The sequence below is a fragment of the Xanthobacter sp. DMC12 genome, assembly GCF_056314105.1.
In genome coordinates this window covers 335,844-352,384 of record NZ_JBQUYZ010000005.1, presented here as the reverse complement: position 1 = coordinate 352,384, position 16,541 = coordinate 335,844, and the positions used below count along the sequence as shown (strand labels likewise).

Here is a 16,541-nt window from a genome sequence, read left to right as displayed (position 1 = left end):
GCGCATGTTCATTAGAATCCGGAGGTCGGGCCGCCCCCCCGCATGGGCGGCCTTTTTTAGTTTGTGCGCGCCGCTCTGCCATAGCCGGGCTGTCGCACAGTGTTCGTGAACCCGTGCAACCTCAAGGAAGCCCAGCAGGAAGCTGCAGGAGGAATGAAGTGATCACCGCCGTTCTGCCGACCTACGCACGCATCGACCTCCAGTTCGAGAGGGGAGAGGGCTGCTGGCTCGTCACGACGGACGGGCGACGTTTCCTCGACTTCACCGCCGGCATCGCCGTGAACGTGCTGGGCCACGCCAATCCCTATCTCGCCGCCGCGCTCTCCGAGCAGGCGACGAAGCTGTGGCACGTGTCCAACCTGTTCCGCATCCCCGGCGCCGAGAAGCTGGCCGACCGGCTGAAGGCCGCGACCTTCGCGGACACCATGTTCTTCACCAATTCCGGTGCGGAAGCGCTGGAGTGCGCCATCAAGATGGCGCGCCGCTATCAATATGTGAGCGGCCATCCGGAGAAGAACCGCATCATTACCTTCGAGGGCGCGTTCCACGGCCGTACGCTGGCGACCATCGCCGCCGGCGGCAACCCGAAGTATCTCGAAGGCTTCGGCCCGGACCTGCCGGGCTTCGACCAGGTGCCGTTCGGCGATCTCGACGCCGCCCGCGCCGCCGTGACCTCCGAGACCGCCGCCATCCTGGTGGAGCCGGTGCAGGGCGAGGGCGGCGTGCGCGTGCCGCCCGCCGGTTTCCTGCAGGGCCTGCGCGAGCTGTGCGACGAGAACGGCCTGCTCTTGGTGCTGGACGAGGTGCAGAGCGGTGTCGGTCGCACCGGCCGCCTGTTCGCGCATGAGTGGACCGGCATCACCCCGGACATCATGTCGGTGGCCAAGGGCATCGGCGGCGGCTTCCCCATGGGGGCGTGCCTTGCCACCGAGGAGGCCGCCAAGGGCATGACGGTGGGCACCCACGGCTCCACCTATGGCGGCAATCCGCTGGCCATGGCGGTGGGCAACGCGGTGCTGGACGTGGTGCTGGAGGATGGCTTCCTCGATCGCGTGAACCGCGTCGCCGGCCGCTTCCAGCAGCGCCTCGCCGAACTGCGCGACAGCCATCCCGCCGTCATCGCCGAACTGCGCGGGCAGGGCCTGCTGCTCGGCATCAAGGCCGCCGTGCCGGCGCCCGAACTGATCGCCGCGCTGCGCGAGGAGGGCATGCTGGTGCCCGGCGCCGCCGAGAACGTCATCCGCCTGCTGCCGCCGCTCAATGTGAGCGAGGAAGAGGTGGGCATTGCAGCCGACAAGATCGAAGCCGCCTGCCGGCGCATCGAGGCGCGTCTCGCCTCGGATCCGGTGAAGGGAGCGGCCGAATGAAGGGGAATGGGGTGCGTCACTTTCTCGACCTGTCCGAGATCCCGGCCGAGGAGCTGCGCCGGGTTCTGGACTTCTCCAAGGACCTGAAGGCCCGCCGGAAGGCGGGTGAGCCGGTGGAAAAGCCGCTCGCCGGCAAGTCGCTGGCCATGGTGTTCGACAAGCCGTCCACCCGCACGCGCGTGTCGTTCGACCTCGCCATGCGCCAGCTGGGCGGCGAGACCATCATGCTCACCGGCCAGGAGATGCAGCTCGGCCGCGGCGAGACCATTGCCGACACGGCCCGCGTGCTCTCGCGCTTCGTCGACGCCATCATGATCCGCATCCTGGACCATGACGACCTGACGGAGCTTGCCAAGTACGCCACCGTGCCGGTCATCAACGGCCTCACCCGCATCTCCCATCCCTGCCAGGTGATGGCGGACGTGATGACCTTCGAGGAGCATCGCGGCCCCATCACCGGCCGCTCGGTGGCCTGGACGGGCGACGCCAACAACGTGCTGGCCTCGTGGGTTCATGCCGCCCAGCGCTTCGACTTCACCCTGAAGGTGGCGACGCCCAAGGAATTGTCGCCGCGCCAGGCGCTGAAGGATTTCGTGAAGCGCACCAAGGCCAAGGTGAAGTTCATGCGCGATCCGGAAGAGGCGGTGGAGGGCGTGGATTGCGTCATCACCGACACCTGGGTCTCCATGGGCGACAAGGAGGCCGAGCGGCGCCACAACATCCTCAAGCCCTATCAGGTCAATTCGGCCCTGATGGCGCGGGCGGACAAGGACGCCATCTTCATGCACTGCCTGCCCGCCCATCGCGGCGAGGAGGTGACGGACGTGGTGATGGACGGCCCGCAGTCCGTGGTGTTCGACGAGGCGGAGAACCGCCTGCACGCCCAGAAGGGCGTGCTCGCCTGGTGCTTCGACGCGGTGGGCGGCTGAGCCTCTTCCAGACGGCATCGCGAGCCGGGTTGAAACGGCCCGGCTCGTGAATATGTGTGGGACCAAACCTTTGGGACCCATTGGCTGTGCATAGAGCGCGGGCAGGCGGGTCCGGCACGTCCGGAGACCTCTCATGAAGGGCGAGCGCACCCGCACCGCCACCCGCGCCGCATCCGAAGCCGCGCAGGATGATATCGTCACCGCCTTCCAGGTGGATGCCCTCGACATCCGCGGCCGCACCGTGCGCCTCGGTCCCACCCTCGACGCGCTGCTCGCGCACCACGCCTATCCCCCCGCCGTGAAGCGCGTGGTGGGCGAGGCGGTGACGCTCGCCGTGCTGCTCGGCTCCTCGCTGAAGTTCGAAGGCCGCTTCATCCTCCAGACCCAGACCGACGGGCCGGTGGACATGGTGGTGGCCGACTTCGTGAGCCCGGACAAGATCCGCGCCTATGCCCGCTACGATGCCGACGCTCTGGCCGAAGCCGAGCGCCGCAACGAGACCTCCCCGGCCGCTTTGCTCGGGCGCGGTCATCTCGCCATGACCATCGACCAGGGCATCAGCACCAACCGCTATCAGGGCGTGGTCGCCCTCGACGGCTCGGGGCTGGAGGCGGCGGCGCACGAGTATTTCCACCAGTCCGAACAGATTCCCACCCGCGTGCGCCTCGCCGTGGGCGAGGAGATGAAGGCGGGCGGCGCAGAATCCTCGTGGCGCGCCGGCGGCCTGCTCGCGCAGTTCCTGCCCCAGGACGCCTCCCGCGCCCGCATGGCCGACCTCTCCCCCGGCGACGCGCCCGAGGGCGTGGAAGAGCATAAGGTGGACGAGGACGATGCGTGGGTTGAGGCCCGCTCCCTCGTCGGCACGCTGGAGGACGTGGAGCTGATCGACCGCGATCTCTCCTCCGAGCGGCTGCTCTACCGCCTGTTCCACGAGCGGGGCGTGCGGGTGTTCGATCCGCTGCCCATCGCGGCGCGCTGCTCCTGCTCGCGCGAAAAGGTCTCCGGCGTCCTTGCCTCCTTCGGCCCGGAAGAGCGGCGCGAGATGATCCAGGACGACGGCAAGGTGACCGTGACCTGCGAATTCTGCGGCCGCACCTACAAATTCACCGCCGAGGAGGTTCTCGGCCGGGCGGACGGGTGAGGTTCCAGCATCCCGGCCGACTGAAGCGATAGCGGAACGAGAGCCGGGATCCAGCGCAAGAGCTTCCGCGCAGCGGTCCTTGCCGAAGGCGCAGGATGCCGCAGCGCCTTCGGCGGACCTTTGCGCTGGACCCCGGATCGCATTCCGCTGACGCTCCATGCGTCCGGGGTACAAGCCCCTCACATCTCCTCGGCCGTCTTCAGCAGGAACGCATAGAGCGCTTCCGCCGCGAGGCCGATGTCGGCGGGGGCGGCGTATTCGCGGGGGTTGTGGCTGCCGTTCTCGGATCGCACGAACAGCATGGCCATGGGCATAACCCCGCGAAACACCATGGCGTCGTGCCCGGCACCCGAGGGCAGGCGCACGACGGGAAGCTGAAGGCCCTCCACCACCTTGGCCATGCGCTCCTTGAGCGGGCCGTGGCAGGGGGCGGCGGGCACTTCGTGGCCGATGTCCACGCTCGCCTTCACCCCGCGCCGCTTTGCGATGTCGGCGACGGCCGCGCGGATGTCGGCGACGGCGCGGGTGCGCAATTCGTCGGAGAGGGCGCGCACGTCGAGGGAGAACTGCACCTCGCCCGGCACCACGTTCACCGCGCTGCCGGCGATGATAAGCGTGCCGACCGTGGCCACCAGCTCCCTGCCGTCGGCGCGGCCGCGCGCCTCGACGGCGAGGATCATCTCGGCGGCGGCGGTGAGGGCGTCGTGGCGCATGGCCATGGGCAGGGTGCCGGAATGGCCGGCCTCGCCCCGGATGCGCACATGCCCGCGCGAGGCGCCGGCGATGCCGGTGACGATGCCGAGCGGCGCGCCCGCCGCCTCCAGCACCGGCCCCTGCTCGATATGCACTTCCACATAGCCCAGCGTCTCGGCGGGATCGCGCCGACAATCGGCGACGCGATCTACCGGCGCGCCGAAGGAGCGCAGCGCCTCCATGCGGGAGATGCCCTGCGCGTCCACGTCTTCCAGGCTCTTCGGATCGAAGAGGCCGGCCATGGCCTTGGAGGAGGTGAGGGTGGAGAGGAAGCGCACGCCCTCCTCATCGGCGAAGGCCGCGACCTCGATGGCGAAGGGCAGGCGCAGGCCCTGCTGCTTCAACCGCTCCACGGCGGCGATGGCGACGAGCACGCCCAGATTGCCGTCATAGATGCCGGCATTGCGCACCGTGTCGATGTGCGAGCCGAGGATGAGGGTCTTGGCGTTCGCCCGGTCGGCGGCGTAGCGGCCGACGATGGAGCCGGTGGCGTCCATGTGGACCTGCGCCAGCCCCGCCTCCCGCATCCAGAACGACACCTGCGCCGCCGCCCTCTTGTGGGCGGGGGTGAGCGTCAGGCGGGTCATCTCGCCGGGCACGTCGGTGCAGGCGGCAAGCTCCTTGAGGCGGGAGACGATGAACTCGCCGTCGAGGGGGGAGGGGAGCGGGGCGGAACCGGGGGCAGATCGGGGCACGGAAGGAACCTTGTTCAGGAGGCGGCCGGCAGCATCTGGGAGAGGCGCAGCAGCGCGATGCGCTCGATCTGCGCCAGCGCCTCGGCCACCTCGGTATCGCGGTCGTGGGCGAGGCGACGCTCGAAGCCGGCGAGGATGTCGGCCTTGCTGCGGCCGCGGATGGCCATGATGAAGACGAAGCCGAACTTGGCCTTGTAGGCGTCGTTCAGCGCGGTGAAGCGCGCCTTTTCGTCCGCCGTGAGCTGGTCGAGGCCGGCGGAGGCCTGCTCGGCGGCGGAATCGGCGGTGAGGAGCTTCGCCTCCGCGAGCTTGCCGGCGAGATCCGGATGGGCGTGGATGACACCCATCTGCTGCTCGAGGGGCGCGGCGCGCAGCACGGCGGCGAAGGTGGCGTTCAGGCCCTCGGCCGTGTCGGCGGCCACCGTCAGGCCCCGGTCGTAGGCGCCTTCCGCGATCCAGGGCGAATGCTCGTAGACGCCGCCGAACCGCTCCACGAACAGGCCGCGCGGCATGTAGGTGGGCCGGTATCCCCCGGCCGGCGGGTGATGGGCGATCCAGTGGCGGGCGATGTCGAGGCGGCGCGCCACCCACACCTTCTCGTGCCCGGCGATATAGTCGAGGAAGCGGGCCAGCGCCTGTGCCCGGCCGGGCCGCCCCGCGAGGCGCGGGTGGAGGCCGATGGACATCATGCGCGGGGCGGTGGCGCCCTCGGCATAGAGCAGGTCGAAGCTGTCCTTCAGATAGTCGAAGAATTCCGTGCCGTTGGAAAAGCCCGCCGCCACGGAGAAGCGCATGTCGTTGGCATCGAGCGTGTAGGGAACGACCAACTGAGGCCCGCGCGGCCCATAGATCCAGTAGGGCAGCTCGTCCGCATAGCTGTCGGCCACATAGAGGAAGCCGCCTTCCTCCATCAGCAGCGGCACCGTGTGCTCGGCCGAGCGGCCCTGATAGAAGCCGAGCGGCCGGGCGCCGGTGACCTCAGTGTGCAGGCGCACGGCCTCCTCGATGTGCTCGCGCTCGGCGTCGCGGGTGAAGTCCTTGTATTCGATCCACTTGTAGCCGTGGCTGGCCAGCTCCCAGCCGGCCTCCTGCATGGCCGCGACGGCATCGGGATTGCGGGCGAGCGCGGTGGCGACGCCATAGACGGTCGCCGGCATGTTGCGTTCGCCAAACAGGCGCAGCAGCCGCCAGATGCCGACGCGGGCGCCGAACTCGTAGATGGATTCCATGTTCATGTGCCGCTGGCGGGGCCAGGGCACGGCGCCGATGATCTCGGAGAGGAAGGCCTCCGAGGCGTTGTCGCCATGGAGCACCGAATTCTCGCCGCCCTCCTCGTAATTCACCACGAACTGCACCGCGATGCGCGCATCCCCGGGCCAATGGGGGTGGGGCGGCGTGCGGCCGTAGCCCACGAGATCGCGCGGATAGGGCTTGCCGGTGACGGGATCGGTGGGGATGCCGGAATTGTCGCGGCCGGTGAAGGGGGCGGGCATGGGCTCAGGACCCCCGATAGGTGGAATAGCTCCACGGGGAGCACAGCAGCGGCACGTGATAGTGGCCTTCGATCAGGGTCACGCGCAGGGGCACCACATCGAGGAAGGGCGGGTCGGCCACCGGCGCGCCGGTGGCGCGGAAATGGGCGCCGATGTGGAACACCAGCTCATAGGTGCCGGGGATGAAGTCGTCCCCCGCCAGCAGGGGCGTGTCGGTGCGGCCGTCCGCATTGGTGCGCCGGGTGGTGACGAGGCTGCGCCCGCCGTCCGCCGCCAGCCGATAGAGTTCCACCGCCACGTCGGCGGCCGGGCCGCCGGACACCGTATCGAGCACATGAGTGGACAGCCGCCCCATCGCTTCCTCGTCTTTCCTGAATCTCTGGCGTCATGCCCGTCGAGGCCTTGCGGGGGCAGGGCCGGCGGCCGGGCGAACGCTCCGCTGCGCGGCAGCATAACCTGCGTCGGATCGATCCATTTTCCAAAAAAATCGGAAGATATTCCGATTACCAAACGTATTTCCCCGGCGCAGGAATTGATCTCCAATGAGGCATGCCGATGAGTTGGGCAATGCCCGTTCGGTTGCCGCGCCGGAGCGTTGCCGTCGCCAAAAAATTTTGAAGAACGCCCTTCCGTTTTCAACCGACTTTCCGTTGGGGGAACCTGATGTCTGAAGCCGTTCATCCCGTAGATGAAGTTTTGCCGGCACCGAAACTTGCGGTGCTCGGCCTCCAGCATGTGCTCGTCATGTATGCCGGCGCGGTGGCCGTGCCGCTCATCATCGGCCGGGCGCTGAAGCTGCCGCCGGAGCAGGTGGCGTTCCTGATCTCCGCCGACCTGTTCGCCTGCGGCCTCGCGACCCTCGCGCAATGCCTCGGCTTCCTCGGCGTCGGCATCCGCCTGCCGGTGATGATGGGCGTCACCTTCGCCTCCGTCGGCCCCATGCTGTCGATGGCGAACGATCCGTCCATCGGCATCCTCGGCATCTACGGCTCGGTGATCGCGGCCGGCATCTTCGGCATCATCGTCGCCCCCTTCATCTCGCGGCTGCTGCCGCTGTTCCCGCCGGTGGTGACGGGCACCATCATCATGGTGATCGGCATCTCGCTCATGCGGGTGGGCATCAACTGGGCGGGCGGCGGCATCCCCTTCCTCACCCAGACCATCGACGGCAAGGTGGTGCAGATCGCCAACCCCAATTACGGGCAGCTGCAGGGCCTCGGCATCGCCTTCTTCGTGCTGCTGGTGATCCTCGCCCTCATCCGCTTCGGCAAGGGCTTCGTCGCCAATGTGGCGGTGCTGCTGGGTATCGTCGCCGGCGCCGTGCTCGCCTCCGCGCTCGGCATCATGCATTTCGAGAAGGTGGCGGCGGCTCCGTGGTTCGATGTCATCCTGCCGTTCCACTTCGGCATGCCCACGTTCCACCTGGTGCCCATCATCACCATGTGCATCGTGATGATCGTGGTGATGATCGAATCCCTCGGCATGTTCCTCGCCCTGTCCGACATGACCGGCAAGCCGGTGGACGAGAAGGCGCTGGCCCGCGGCCTGCGCGCCGATGGCGTGGGCACGCTGCTCGGCGGCATCTTCAACACCTTTCCCTACACCTCCTTCTCGCAGAACGTGGGCCTCGTCGGCGTCACCGGCGTGCGCTCGCGCTGGGTGACGGTGACGGGCGGCATCATCATGCTCGGCCTCGGCCTTTTGCCGAAGATGGCCGCACTGGTGGAGGCGGTGCCCCAGGTGGTGCTGGGCGGTGCGGGTCTCGTGATGTTCGGCATGGTGGCCGCCACCGGCGCGCGCATCCTCACCGGCGTCGATTTCAAGACCAACCGCAACAACCTCTTCATCGTCGCCATCTCGGTGGGCTTCGGCATGATCCCGCTGGTGTCGCCCAACTTCTTCAAGGCGCTGCCGCATGAGCTGCATCCGCTGCTGGAGAGCGGCATCCTGCTCTGCGCCATCGTCGCCGTGGTGCTCAACGTCTTCTTCAACGGCGTGAAGAAGAGCTCCACCGAAGAGATCGTCGCCGCCGCCAAGCAGGCCGAGGCGCACTGATGATGCCATCGACATCGGTCTGCGACCGATGTCGAGTGGGCCACGCACTCAACTCGGGTGTTCCCGAGTTGAGTCGGTCAAAGACGGGTTCCGGCTTCCGCCGGAGCCCGGCGTGCCGCGCGGGCTTCAGGGAAACAATCGGGATGCGGGACCGGCTCAGGCCGGCAGCCGCTCCCCGATCTTGGCCAGCTCGCGGGCGATATAGCGCCGGCCCTCGTCCACCAGCATGTCGGCGAAGGCCTTCACCTTCAGCGGCACCAGCTGGCGGGCGGGGTAGAGCACCGCCAGCGTCGCCGGCTTGGGCGGGTTCTTCTCCAGCAGCGGCACGAGGCGGCCGTCCGCGAGGGCTTCCGCCACCTCGAACCGCGGCTTCACCACGATGCCGCGGCCCTCGACGGCCCACACCGTCAGCACGTCGCCGTCGTCGGCCTCCAGATGGCCGGTGACGGGAACGGCGAGGTCCCGGCCCTCGTCGGTCAGCATCCAGCGCAATTCCCGAAGGCTCGCGAACCGCAGAAGGAGGCATTGATGGGTGAGCAGATCCTGCGGCCGCCGCGGCACGCCGGCGCGTTCGAGATAGCTGGGTGCAGCGCACAAAATGCGCTCGACCTGCGTGACCTTGCGCATGATCATGCTGGAATCCTCGAAGGTGGCGAGGCGCAGCGCCACGTCGATGGATTCGGCGATGAGGTCGAGGGTATGTTCCGACAGGCGCAGGCGCACGTCGATCTCGGGATGGGCCTCCTGGTAGCGCGCCGCCACCTGCGCCACCAGCCGCCGGCCGAGATGGAGCGGTGCGGTGACGCGCAGCGCGCCGCGCGGCAGGGCGCCGAGTTCCGAGACATTGCTCTCCGCCGCCTCGATGAGGCGGAGCGCCTCGGTGATTGCCTCGTAATAGACGCGCCCCTGCTCGGTCAGGCTCATGCGGCGGGTGGTGCGGTTGAACAGCCGGCAGCCGAGGTGCTTCTCCAGCATCTGGATGCGGTGGCTGACCACGTTGGCCGACAGGTGCAGGCGGCGCCCGGCCTCCGAGAAGCTCTCGCTCTCCACCGAGGCGACGAAGGCCTTCATGTTCTCCAGCACGCTTCGTCACCTCTCCACCGACGCCACAAGAACGATACCTACGCCGCGGGCCGGGGCCAATGGTCCCGCCCGGCGGGCGTGACGGGCGCGAGCGCCCCATCCTCTTCCAGCCACGGGATCTGAAACGGCAATGGAACCCATCCTCCACGAGTACGGCAGCCTGCTGCTGCGCTGGACGCACATCATCGCCGGCATGGCGTGGATCGGCTCGTCCTTCTACTTCATGCACCTCGACGCCAGCCTGAAGGCGTGCGCCGACATCCCGCCCGGCAAGGGCGGCGAGGCGTGGGAGGTGCACGGTGGCGGCTTCTACCAGGTGAAGAAGTATCTGGTGGCGCCGGATTTCCTGCCCGAGGAGCTGGGCTGGCACAAGTGGCAGTCCTACGCCACCTGGATCACCGGCTTCTTTCTGCTCATCTGGGTCTATTACTATCAGTCCTCGATCTTCCTGATCGATCCGGCGGTGATGAACCTGAAGCCCATCACCGCCCTCGTCATCGGCCTCGGCGGCCTCGCGGCGGGTTGGATCGCCTATGACCAGCTGTGCCGCTCGAAGCTCGGCGACAAGCCGATGGTGGTGGGCGTCATCGTGTTCGCGGGCGTGGTGCTGGCGGCATTCCTCTACCAGCAGGTGTTCTCGCCCCGCGCCGCCTTCATCCATACCGGCGCGCTGATGGCGACCATCATGAGCGGCAACGTCTTCTTCGTCATCATCCCCAACCAGCACAAGGTGGTGGCGGCGCTGAAGGCGGGCGAGGTGCCGAACCCCTATTACGGAAAGACTGCCAAGCTCCGCTCCGGGCACAACAACTACTTCACTTTGCCCGTCGTCTTCCTGATGATCTCCAACCATTATCCGCTCACCTATTCCACGCCCTACGCCTTCGTCATCGTGGCGCTGGCGCTCGTGGCGGGCACGGTGATCCGCTATTTCTACAACGAGCGGCACGCCGGGCGCGGCGACAAGGCGTGGTGCTGGCTGGTGGCGGCGCTGTGCCTGATCCTCGCGGTCTTCATCTCGGCCACCACCACCGCCGCCGGCCGCATGGCGCTGGGCCTGCCGCCGCTGGTCACCCCGGCTTACGCGAAGAGCGGGCCGGCGGTGGACGTGCCGGTGGATGTGCAGGACATCGTCATGGGCCGCTGCGCCATGTGCCACGCCGCCGAGCCGGTGTATGAGGGCTTCACCATCGCCCCGCGCGGGGTGCTGCTCGACACGGCGGAGGCGATCCACAAGAACCGCAGCCTCATCCTCGTTCAGGCCGGCCTCACCCATGCCATGCCGCCCAACAACATCACCGAGCTCTCCGACGAGGACCGGGCCATGCTGAAGGCCTGGGCCTCCGGCAAATAGGCCGGACCCCTCCTCGGCCGTAGAACGATAGAACCGGCGGGCCATCGCCCGCCCCAGAACAAGGAAGACGTCATGTCCACCGCCGACGCCGACACCCTCCGCAGCCTGATCGCCGCGCGCGCGGAAGCCCAGCGCCAGTTCCTGGCGGAGCTGGTGAAGGTGCCTTCCGACAATCCCCCCGGCGACTGCGCCCCCCACGCGGCGCGCGCCGCCGAGCTGCTGGAAGCCCTCGGCTACACGGTGGAGCGCCATGCGGTGCCGGCCGACCGGGTGAAGGCGGCGGGCATGGTCACGGCCACCAACCTCATCATCCGGCACCGCTTCGGTGCAGAGGGGGACGCGGGCCCGGTGGTGGCGCTCAACGCCCATGGCGACGTGGTGCCCCCCGGCGAGGGCTGGACCAAGAACCCTTACGGCGCCGAGGTGGTGGATGGGCGCATGTATGGCCGCGGCGTCGCCGTCTCCAAGTCCGACTTCGCCACCTACGCCTTCGCCCTCGACGCGCTGAAGCGCTCCGGCCTGCCCTTGAAGGGCACGGTGGAATTGCACTTCACCTATGACGAGGAGATCGGCGGCGAGGTCGGTCCGGGCTGGATCCTGGAAACCGGCCTCACCAAGCCGGACTATGCCGTCTCGGCCGGCTTCTCCTACGGCGTCGTGGTGGCCCACAACGGCTGCCTGCACCTGGAGGTGGAGGTGATCGGCAAGTCGGCCCACGCCGCGCTGCCCTTCACCGGCATCGATGCGCTGGAGGGCGCGACCCACATCCTCACCGCGCTCTACGCCTATCGGGACTCGCTGCAGGCGAAGGTCTCTGACGTGCCGGGCATCGGCTCGCCGCAGCTCACGGTGGGCCTCATCTCGGGTGGCATCAACACCAATGTGGTGCCCGACCGCGTCACCTTCCGCCTCGACCGCCGCATCGTCCCCGGCGAGAACCCGGAAAAGGTGGAGGCCGAGGTGCGGGGCGTGATCGCCAAGGCGCTGGAGGGCTCGAAGGCGAAGGCGGAGGTGCGGCGCATCCTCATCGCCCGTCCGCTGGTGCCGGACGACAAGGCCATGCACCTCGCCGGCATCATCTGCCGCAACGCCTCCGCCGTGACCGGCGAGGAGGTGAAGACCACCGGCGTGCCGCTCTACACCGACGCGCGGCTCTATGCCGAGGCCGGCGTGCCCGTGGTGCTCTACGGCGCCGGCCCGCACACCATCGAGGAGGCCAACGGCCACCGGGCGGACGAGAATCTGCTCCTGTCCGACCTCGACAAGGCGACGCTGGTGATCGCGCTGACGGTCGCCGATTTGCTGGCTTGATGCTGTCGCCCTCGGTCTTCAACCGAGGGTGAGCAGGCCACGCTCAATCGCCGCGCGGGCTTTAGCCCTGCTCGGCGAGAAGCTGCGCCACCGCCGCGCGCAGCTCCGGGAAGCCCTGCCCGGTGTTGCTGGAGGTGGGGAAGATCTTCGGATAGGCCGCCGGCCGCCGGCGGATCTTCTCCTCCACCCCGGCGATGACCGAGGGCAAAGCGGTCGGCTTCACCTGATCCACCTTGGTGAGGATGATGGCGTAGGAGACGGCCGCCTTGTCGAGGAGGTCGAGGATCTCCTCGTCCACCGGCTTGATGCCGTGGCGGGAATCGATGAGCACGAAGACGCGGGCGAGGTTCACCCGGCCGCGCAGATAGTCCTTGATGGTGCGCGTCCAGGCGTCGACCTTCTCCTTCGGGGCCTTGGCGAAGCCGTAGCCCGGCATGTCCACCAGACAAAGCTCCGGCCCCACCCGGAAAAAGATCAATTCCTGCGTGCGCCCCGGCGTCACCGAGGTGCGCGCCAGCGCCTTCCGCCCTGTCAGCGCATTGACGAGGGACGACTTGCCCACATTGGAGCGGCCGGCCAGCGCGATCTCCATGCCCTGCATGGGCGGGAGCACATCGACGGTGGGCGCCGCCGCGATGAACTGCCAGTCGCCCGCGAACAGCAGGCGGCCGGGCTCGAGATAGGGATCGGCTTCGGCGGGGGAAGGGCTCTCGGTCATGACGCCTTATCCTAGAGCCGGACGGCGCGCGCAAGGCGGGCGGGCGGGAGAGGTGGTTGAGACCACGGCGGGACCACGGCAGGAGAGGGCGGCCATCAAGGCTGGCGATGGGGGGCGGCAGGCCCAGTTGGCGTTTCAGCTTGGCCGTGCTCCATTGCCGGAAAAGGGGAGAACGTCGTGGTTCCTGATGTGACCGTCCTGGTGGTGGGGGCCGGCCCTACCGGGCTGCTGCTGGGCGCCGAGCTGAGGCGCCGGGGCGTCGACAGCCTCATCATTGATGCCCACGACGCGCCACTGGCGTGGGACCGGGCCACTGTGGTGCATCCCCGCTCCATCGAGGTGTTCGACCACCTCGGCATCGCCGGCCCGCTCCTCGATGCCGGGGTGAAGCAGCGCATCGCCCGCGTCCATGCCGACGGCGCGGTGCTGGGCGAAATCGACCTCACCCTCGCCGGCAGCCGCTACGCCTACAACATCGGCATCTCCGAGGAGGTGACGGAGCAGATCCTCACCGACTATCTCGGCCGCCTCGGCGGCGGGGTCACGCGGGGCACGAAGCTGGTGGACCTCGAGCCGCACGGCGACGGGGTCGTGGCCATGCTGGAGAACGGCGGCGAGACCAAGGTCGTGCGTGCCCGCTGGGTGGTGGGCTGCGATGGCCACCGCAGCGCCGTGCGCACCCTCGCCGGCATCGGCCAGGACGGCCATCCCATCGAGGAACCGTGGGCGGTATTCGACGCCACGATCCCCGATTTTCCCCACCCGTTCGAGGCGAACTACGCCTATCTGGACGACATCCCCCTCATCCTCACCGCCCTTCCGGGACAGCGCTGGCGCGCCTATGTGCGGCCGAGCGGGCCGGACAGCGATCTGGTCGCGGACGCAACGGCCACCCTTGTGCGCTACCTTCCGGACGCGCGTTTCGCTGATGTGGCCAATCCCGTCCGCTTCCAGTGCTATACGCGGGTGGCGCAGAAATACCGGTCGGGCCGCCTCCTGCTCGCCGGCGATGCCGCCCACACGTGCAGTCCCATTCAGGGCCATGGCATGAACAGCGGCATCCAGGACGCTTTCAATCTCGCCTGGAAGCTCGCTCTGGTGGCGCAGGGCCATTGCGCCGACACCCTGCTCGACAGCTATGAGGCCGAGCGCCGGCCCATCGCCCAGCGCATCACCGCCTCGGGCGATGAGGCCGACAGCGCCCAGATGCTCAAGGACGCCGCTGATCGGCAGGCGCGCAACGCCTTCATCCGGGAGGTGTTCGCCGATCCGGAAAAGCGCCACCACGAGGCGGTGGCCGAGGCCGAGCTGGACGTGGACTATGCCGCCTCCCCCATCGTGGTGGGGCAGGCGGGTGCGGGTCTGGCAGCCGGCCAGCGCCTGCCCGACCGCATCCCCATGGGCACGGCGGACGGCGAGGCGCTGATGCTGGATGATCTCGTCAACCGCACCGGCCACACCCTTCTGCTGCTCGGCGGCGCGCGGGCGCGGGGCGAAAAGGTCGCGGCTCTCTACCGGGCTCTGGCAGAACGCGCCGCCGCCCCCCTCTATGGCGCCAGCTTCGCGGCGGCGGTGGCGAGCGACGGGGGGCCGGGCGTGGCCAGCCTCTCCGCCGAGGATGCCGCGCGGCTGGGGATCGAAGACGTCACGTTGCTGGTAGTTCGGCCGGACGGCCATATCGGCCTGAGGGCCGATTCCGGGCACGAGGCGGCACTCGTCTCCTACGGACTGAAGCTGGGGATTAAAAGGTAATCAGATGCGGTCGGGACTGAGTTCGGCACGGACGGGTGCCGAACTCCACCGATTCCCCTCCAGGCAACCCGGTGCAATCCACCGATATCGGGGTGTCAGTCGGGGGTGTCAGGTCACAGGAAGGGCTTTCCCCCGGTGACGGCGATGGTCGCGCCGGAGACATAGCTCGAGCGCGGATCGGCCAGCATCACATAGGCCGTCGCCAGCTCCGCCGGCTGCCCCGGTCGGCCCATAGGCACTGATTTTCCAAAGTTTTTCACCGCCTCCTCCGGCATGGTGGAGGGGATCAGCGGCGTCCAGATCGGCCCCGGCGCCACCGCATTGACACGGATGCCCCGTGGGGCGAGGGATTGGGCAAGTCCTGCCGTGAAGTTATGGATCGCACCCTTGGTCGTGGCATAGGCAAGCAAGGTTGGATTGGGGTTATCCGAGTTGATGGAGGCGGTGTTGATGATGGAGCCGCCGTTCTTCATATGTCTGAGCGCGGCCTTGCTTAAATAGAACATCGCGTGAATGTTGACTGCGAAGGTGTGGGCCCATTCCTCATCAGGAATATCTTCCATTTTGTCGAAGGTTGCCTGGTGGGCGGCGTTGTTGACCAGGATGTCGAGCCCGCCCAGCGCCTCCGCCGCATCATCCACCAGCCGCCGGCAGAAGGAGGGGTCGGAAATGTCGCCGGCGGCCAGAATGGCCGTCTGTCCGGCCTCCTCCACCAACCGCCGCGTCTCCTCCGCGTCCTCGTCCTCCTCCAGATAGGCGATGCAGATATCCGCCCCCTCGCGGGCGAAGGCGAGGCACACGGCGCGGCCGATCCCGCTGTCGCCGCCGGTCACCAAAGCCTTGAGGCCTTTCAGTTTTCCGGAGCCCACATAACTGGTCTCGCCGTGGTCCGGACGCGGGTCCATGGCTTCGGTGAGGCCGGGCATGGGCTGCTGCTGCGCCGGCAGCGGGGGCGTGGCGGCATGGTCCATCGTGGTGCTCCCGTAAGCTTGTGAGGCAAAGAAGGACAACCGGGCGCGGATGCCAGGGTTCCTCCTAGGCCGCGTCCGCGGCGTGCCAGGCGGAGAGAATCTCTTCCGTGTCAGCCACTTCCACCTGCATCGAGAGGCGCTGTGACAGCATGGCCAACACCGCATCGTGCCCGGCATCGGAAGAGGAGCAGACGGCATCCCGCGCCACCACCACGCGGTAGCCATAGTCCACCGCATCGAACAGGGTGGCGAGGATGCAGACATCCGTCTCCGCGCCCGACAGCACCAGCGTGTCCGCACCGAGATGGGCCAGCGTCGGCAGAAGAGTCGGGGAAGAAAAGGCGGAGTAGCGCGTCTTGTCGATGAGCCGCCCGGGCGGGGTGAACCGCCTCAGCTCCGGTACCAATTCCAGAAGCTCCGGCGCCAGCTCCTGCCGCGTCACCTCGCGCCACTTGCTGTAGAGATGGCGCCAGCTTCCGGGCAGCGCTTCCGGGGCATGAGGCGGGATGAAGCGGGAGAAGAGCGTGCGCTCGGGCGCCCGCGCCGCCAGTTCCACGATCCCCGGGAGGATTCGCGGCGCCCAGGGCGTCGGCCACGGCCCGCCGGGGGCGAACAGTTGCTGCATATCCACGCACAGGTGCACCGCGCGCGGACCGATGGCACGTCTCAGTCCCTGTCCCATTCATTCCTCCGGCGGCGGGCCGCTTTGGCCGGCCCTGCCCGTGGGTTGGTCCGCTCCGCGCTTGCCGATGCCGACGATGGCGGCTTCCCGGGTGGGGTAGGGTCCCGCGGCGGGCGTGCCGTCCGGGGCGACCGCCCACCAGCCCGGCATGACGCCGAGGCGGGCGGCGTCGGCCTCGGAAATGAGTCGCGGTTCGAGCGTCATGGCGCCTCCTCGCCGCCCGCAACCGGCGGGCGT

At 68.4% G+C, this 16,541-nt stretch carries 15 protein-coding genes; 7 read left to right on the top strand and 8 right to left on the bottom strand.

Annotated features, from left to right (window positions below; translation table 11 throughout):
- Positions 1-158 precede the first annotated feature (158 nt).
- The 3 genes from ACT535_RS19485 to ACT535_RS19475 all read left to right on the top strand — a co-directional run bounded on the left by ACT535_RS19485 (position 159) and on the right by ACT535_RS19475 (position 3,437).
- Complete coding sequence (locus ACT535_RS19485) at positions 159-1,367, top strand: acetylornithine transaminase (RefSeq protein ID WP_476365683.1); 1,209 nt, start codon at positions 159-161, stop codon at positions 1,365-1,367.
- The gene (gene argF, locus ACT535_RS19480; protein ID WP_168457386.1) at positions 1,364-2,296 is read left to right on the top strand and encodes an ornithine carbamoyltransferase; all 933 of its coding nucleotides are present in this window, start codon (positions 1,364-1,366) and stop codon (positions 2,294-2,296) included. Before ACT535_RS19485 ends, argF begins: the two co-directional genes overlap by 4 nt.
- A gap of 133 nt (positions 2,297-2,429) precedes the next feature.
- Positions 2,430-3,437, top strand: coding sequence for an Hsp33 family molecular chaperone (locus ACT535_RS19475; protein ID WP_168457387.1), 1,008 nt, complete (start codon positions 2,430-2,432; stop codon positions 3,435-3,437).
- Positions 3,438-3,616: 179 nt separating this feature from the next.
- Here the strand turns inward: ACT535_RS19475 and ACT535_RS19470 are convergent, their stop codons facing one another.
- Genes ACT535_RS19470 through uraH form a run of 3 tightly spaced genes read right to left on the bottom strand, consistent with a single transcriptional unit; the run spans position 3,617 to position 6,733 of the window.
- A complete protein-coding gene (locus ACT535_RS19470; RefSeq protein WP_476365682.1) occupies positions 3,617-4,885 on the bottom strand; it encodes an allantoate amidohydrolase in 1,269 nt (422 codons plus the stop codon).
- Positions 4,886-4,899: 14 nt separating this feature from the next.
- Positions 4,900-6,378 (bottom strand): allantoinase PuuE, encoded by a 1,479-nt coding sequence (gene puuE, locus ACT535_RS19465; protein ID WP_476365681.1) that lies wholly within the window; start codon positions 6,376-6,378, stop codon positions 4,900-4,902.
- 4 nt (positions 6,379-6,382) lie between these two features.
- A complete protein-coding gene (gene uraH, locus ACT535_RS19460) occupies positions 6,383-6,733 on the bottom strand; it encodes a hydroxyisourate hydrolase (protein ID WP_168457389.1) in 351 nt (116 codons plus the stop codon).
- A 308-nt stretch (positions 6,734-7,041) separates the two neighbouring features.
- Here uraH and ACT535_RS19455 point away from each other — a divergent pair, with 308 nt between their 5' ends.
- Positions 7,042-8,433, top strand: a complete 1,392-nt coding sequence (locus tag ACT535_RS19455; RefSeq protein ID WP_168457390.1) for a nucleobase:cation symporter-2 family protein — start codon at positions 7,042-7,044, stop codon at positions 8,431-8,433.
- Between the two features lie 156 nt (positions 8,434-8,589).
- On the opposite strand, the gene ACT535_RS19450 is transcribed toward ACT535_RS19455, so the two are convergent.
- A complete protein-coding gene (locus ACT535_RS19450) occupies positions 8,590-9,516 on the bottom strand; it encodes a LysR family transcriptional regulator (RefSeq protein WP_476329840.1) in 927 nt (308 codons plus the stop codon).
- 130 nt (positions 9,517-9,646) lie between these two features.
- Between ACT535_RS19450 and ACT535_RS19445 the strand changes: the two genes are divergently transcribed.
- Together ACT535_RS19445 and ACT535_RS19440 are read left to right on the top strand one after the other, a co-directional pair.
- On the top strand, positions 9,647-10,870 hold the full coding sequence (locus ACT535_RS19445; RefSeq protein ID WP_476365680.1) for a urate hydroxylase PuuD: 1,224 nt from the start codon (positions 9,647-9,649) through the stop codon (positions 10,868-10,870).
- 72 nt (positions 10,871-10,942) lie between these two features.
- Positions 10,943-12,181 carry an ArgE/DapE family deacylase gene (locus ACT535_RS19440; RefSeq protein ID WP_476365679.1) on the top strand — a complete coding sequence of 413 codons (1,239 nt, stop codon included), beginning with the start codon at positions 10,943-10,945 and terminating at the stop codon, positions 12,179-12,181.
- A 61-nt stretch (positions 12,182-12,242) separates the two neighbouring features.
- Here the strand turns inward: ACT535_RS19440 and yihA are convergent, their stop codons facing one another.
- Positions 12,243-12,899, bottom strand: a complete 657-nt coding sequence (yihA, locus tag ACT535_RS19435) for a ribosome biogenesis GTP-binding protein YihA/YsxC (RefSeq protein WP_476329830.1) — start codon at positions 12,897-12,899, stop codon at positions 12,243-12,245.
- A 177-nt stretch (positions 12,900-13,076) separates the two neighbouring features.
- On the opposite strand from yihA, the gene ACT535_RS19430 reads away from it, so the two are divergent.
- Positions 13,077-14,651, top strand: coding sequence for an FAD-dependent monooxygenase (locus ACT535_RS19430; protein WP_476365678.1), 1,575 nt, complete (start codon positions 13,077-13,079; stop codon positions 14,649-14,651).
- Positions 14,652-14,764: 113 nt separating this feature from the next.
- On the opposite strand, the gene ACT535_RS19425 is transcribed toward ACT535_RS19430, so the two are convergent.
- The 3 genes from ACT535_RS19425 to ACT535_RS19415 all read right to left on the bottom strand — a co-directional run bounded on the left by ACT535_RS19425 (position 14,765) and on the right by ACT535_RS19415 (position 16,508).
- Positions 14,765-15,622: an SDR family oxidoreductase gene (locus ACT535_RS19425; RefSeq protein WP_168457395.1), complete on the bottom strand. Its 858-nt coding sequence runs from the start codon at positions 15,620-15,622 to the stop codon at positions 14,765-14,767.
- 64 nt (positions 15,623-15,686) lie between these two features.
- Complete coding sequence (locus tag ACT535_RS19420; RefSeq protein WP_476365677.1) at positions 15,687-16,304, bottom strand: cysteine hydrolase family protein; 618 nt, start codon at positions 16,302-16,304, stop codon at positions 15,687-15,689.
- Entirely contained in the window at positions 16,305-16,508 is a 204-nt protein-coding gene (locus ACT535_RS19415) for a hypothetical protein (RefSeq protein WP_476365676.1), read from the bottom strand.
- Between the last annotated feature and the right edge of the window lie 33 nt (positions 16,509-16,541).

Bases quoted from the DNA above. Each gene is read 5' to 3' on its own strand.
- argF (WP_168457386.1), top strand. From the start codon at position 1,364: ATGAAGGGGAATGGGGTGCGTCACTTTCTCGACCTGTCCGAGATCCCG.
- ACT535_RS19475 (WP_168457387.1), top strand. From the start codon at position 2,430: ATGAAGGGCGAGCGCACCCGCACCGCCACCCGCGCCGCATCCGAAGCC.
- puuE (WP_476365681.1), bottom strand. From the start codon at position 6,378: ATGCCCGCCCCCTTCACCGGCCGCGACAATTCCGGCATCCCCACCGAT.
- uraH (WP_168457389.1), bottom strand. From the start codon at position 6,733: ATGGGGCGGCTGTCCACTCATGTGCTCGATACGGTGTCCGGCGGCCCG.
- ACT535_RS19455 (WP_168457390.1), top strand. From the start codon at position 7,042: ATGTCTGAAGCCGTTCATCCCGTAGATGAAGTTTTGCCGGCACCGAAA.
- ACT535_RS19445 (WP_476365680.1), top strand. From the start codon at position 9,647: ATGGAACCCATCCTCCACGAGTACGGCAGCCTGCTGCTGCGCTGGACG.
- ACT535_RS19440 (WP_476365679.1), top strand. From the start codon at position 10,943: ATGTCCACCGCCGACGCCGACACCCTCCGCAGCCTGATCGCCGCGCGC.
- yihA (WP_476329830.1), bottom strand. From the start codon at position 12,899: ATGACCGAGAGCCCTTCCCCCGCCGAAGCCGATCCCTATCTCGAGCCC.
- ACT535_RS19425 (WP_168457395.1), bottom strand. From the start codon at position 15,622: ATGGACCATGCCGCCACGCCCCCGCTGCCGGCGCAGCAGCAGCCCATG.
- ACT535_RS19420 (WP_476365677.1), bottom strand. From the start codon at position 16,304: ATGGGACAGGGACTGAGACGTGCCATCGGTCCGCGCGCGGTGCACCTG.
- ACT535_RS19415 (WP_476365676.1), bottom strand. From the start codon at position 16,508: ATGACGCTCGAACCGCGACTCATTTCCGAGGCCGACGCCGCCCGCCTC.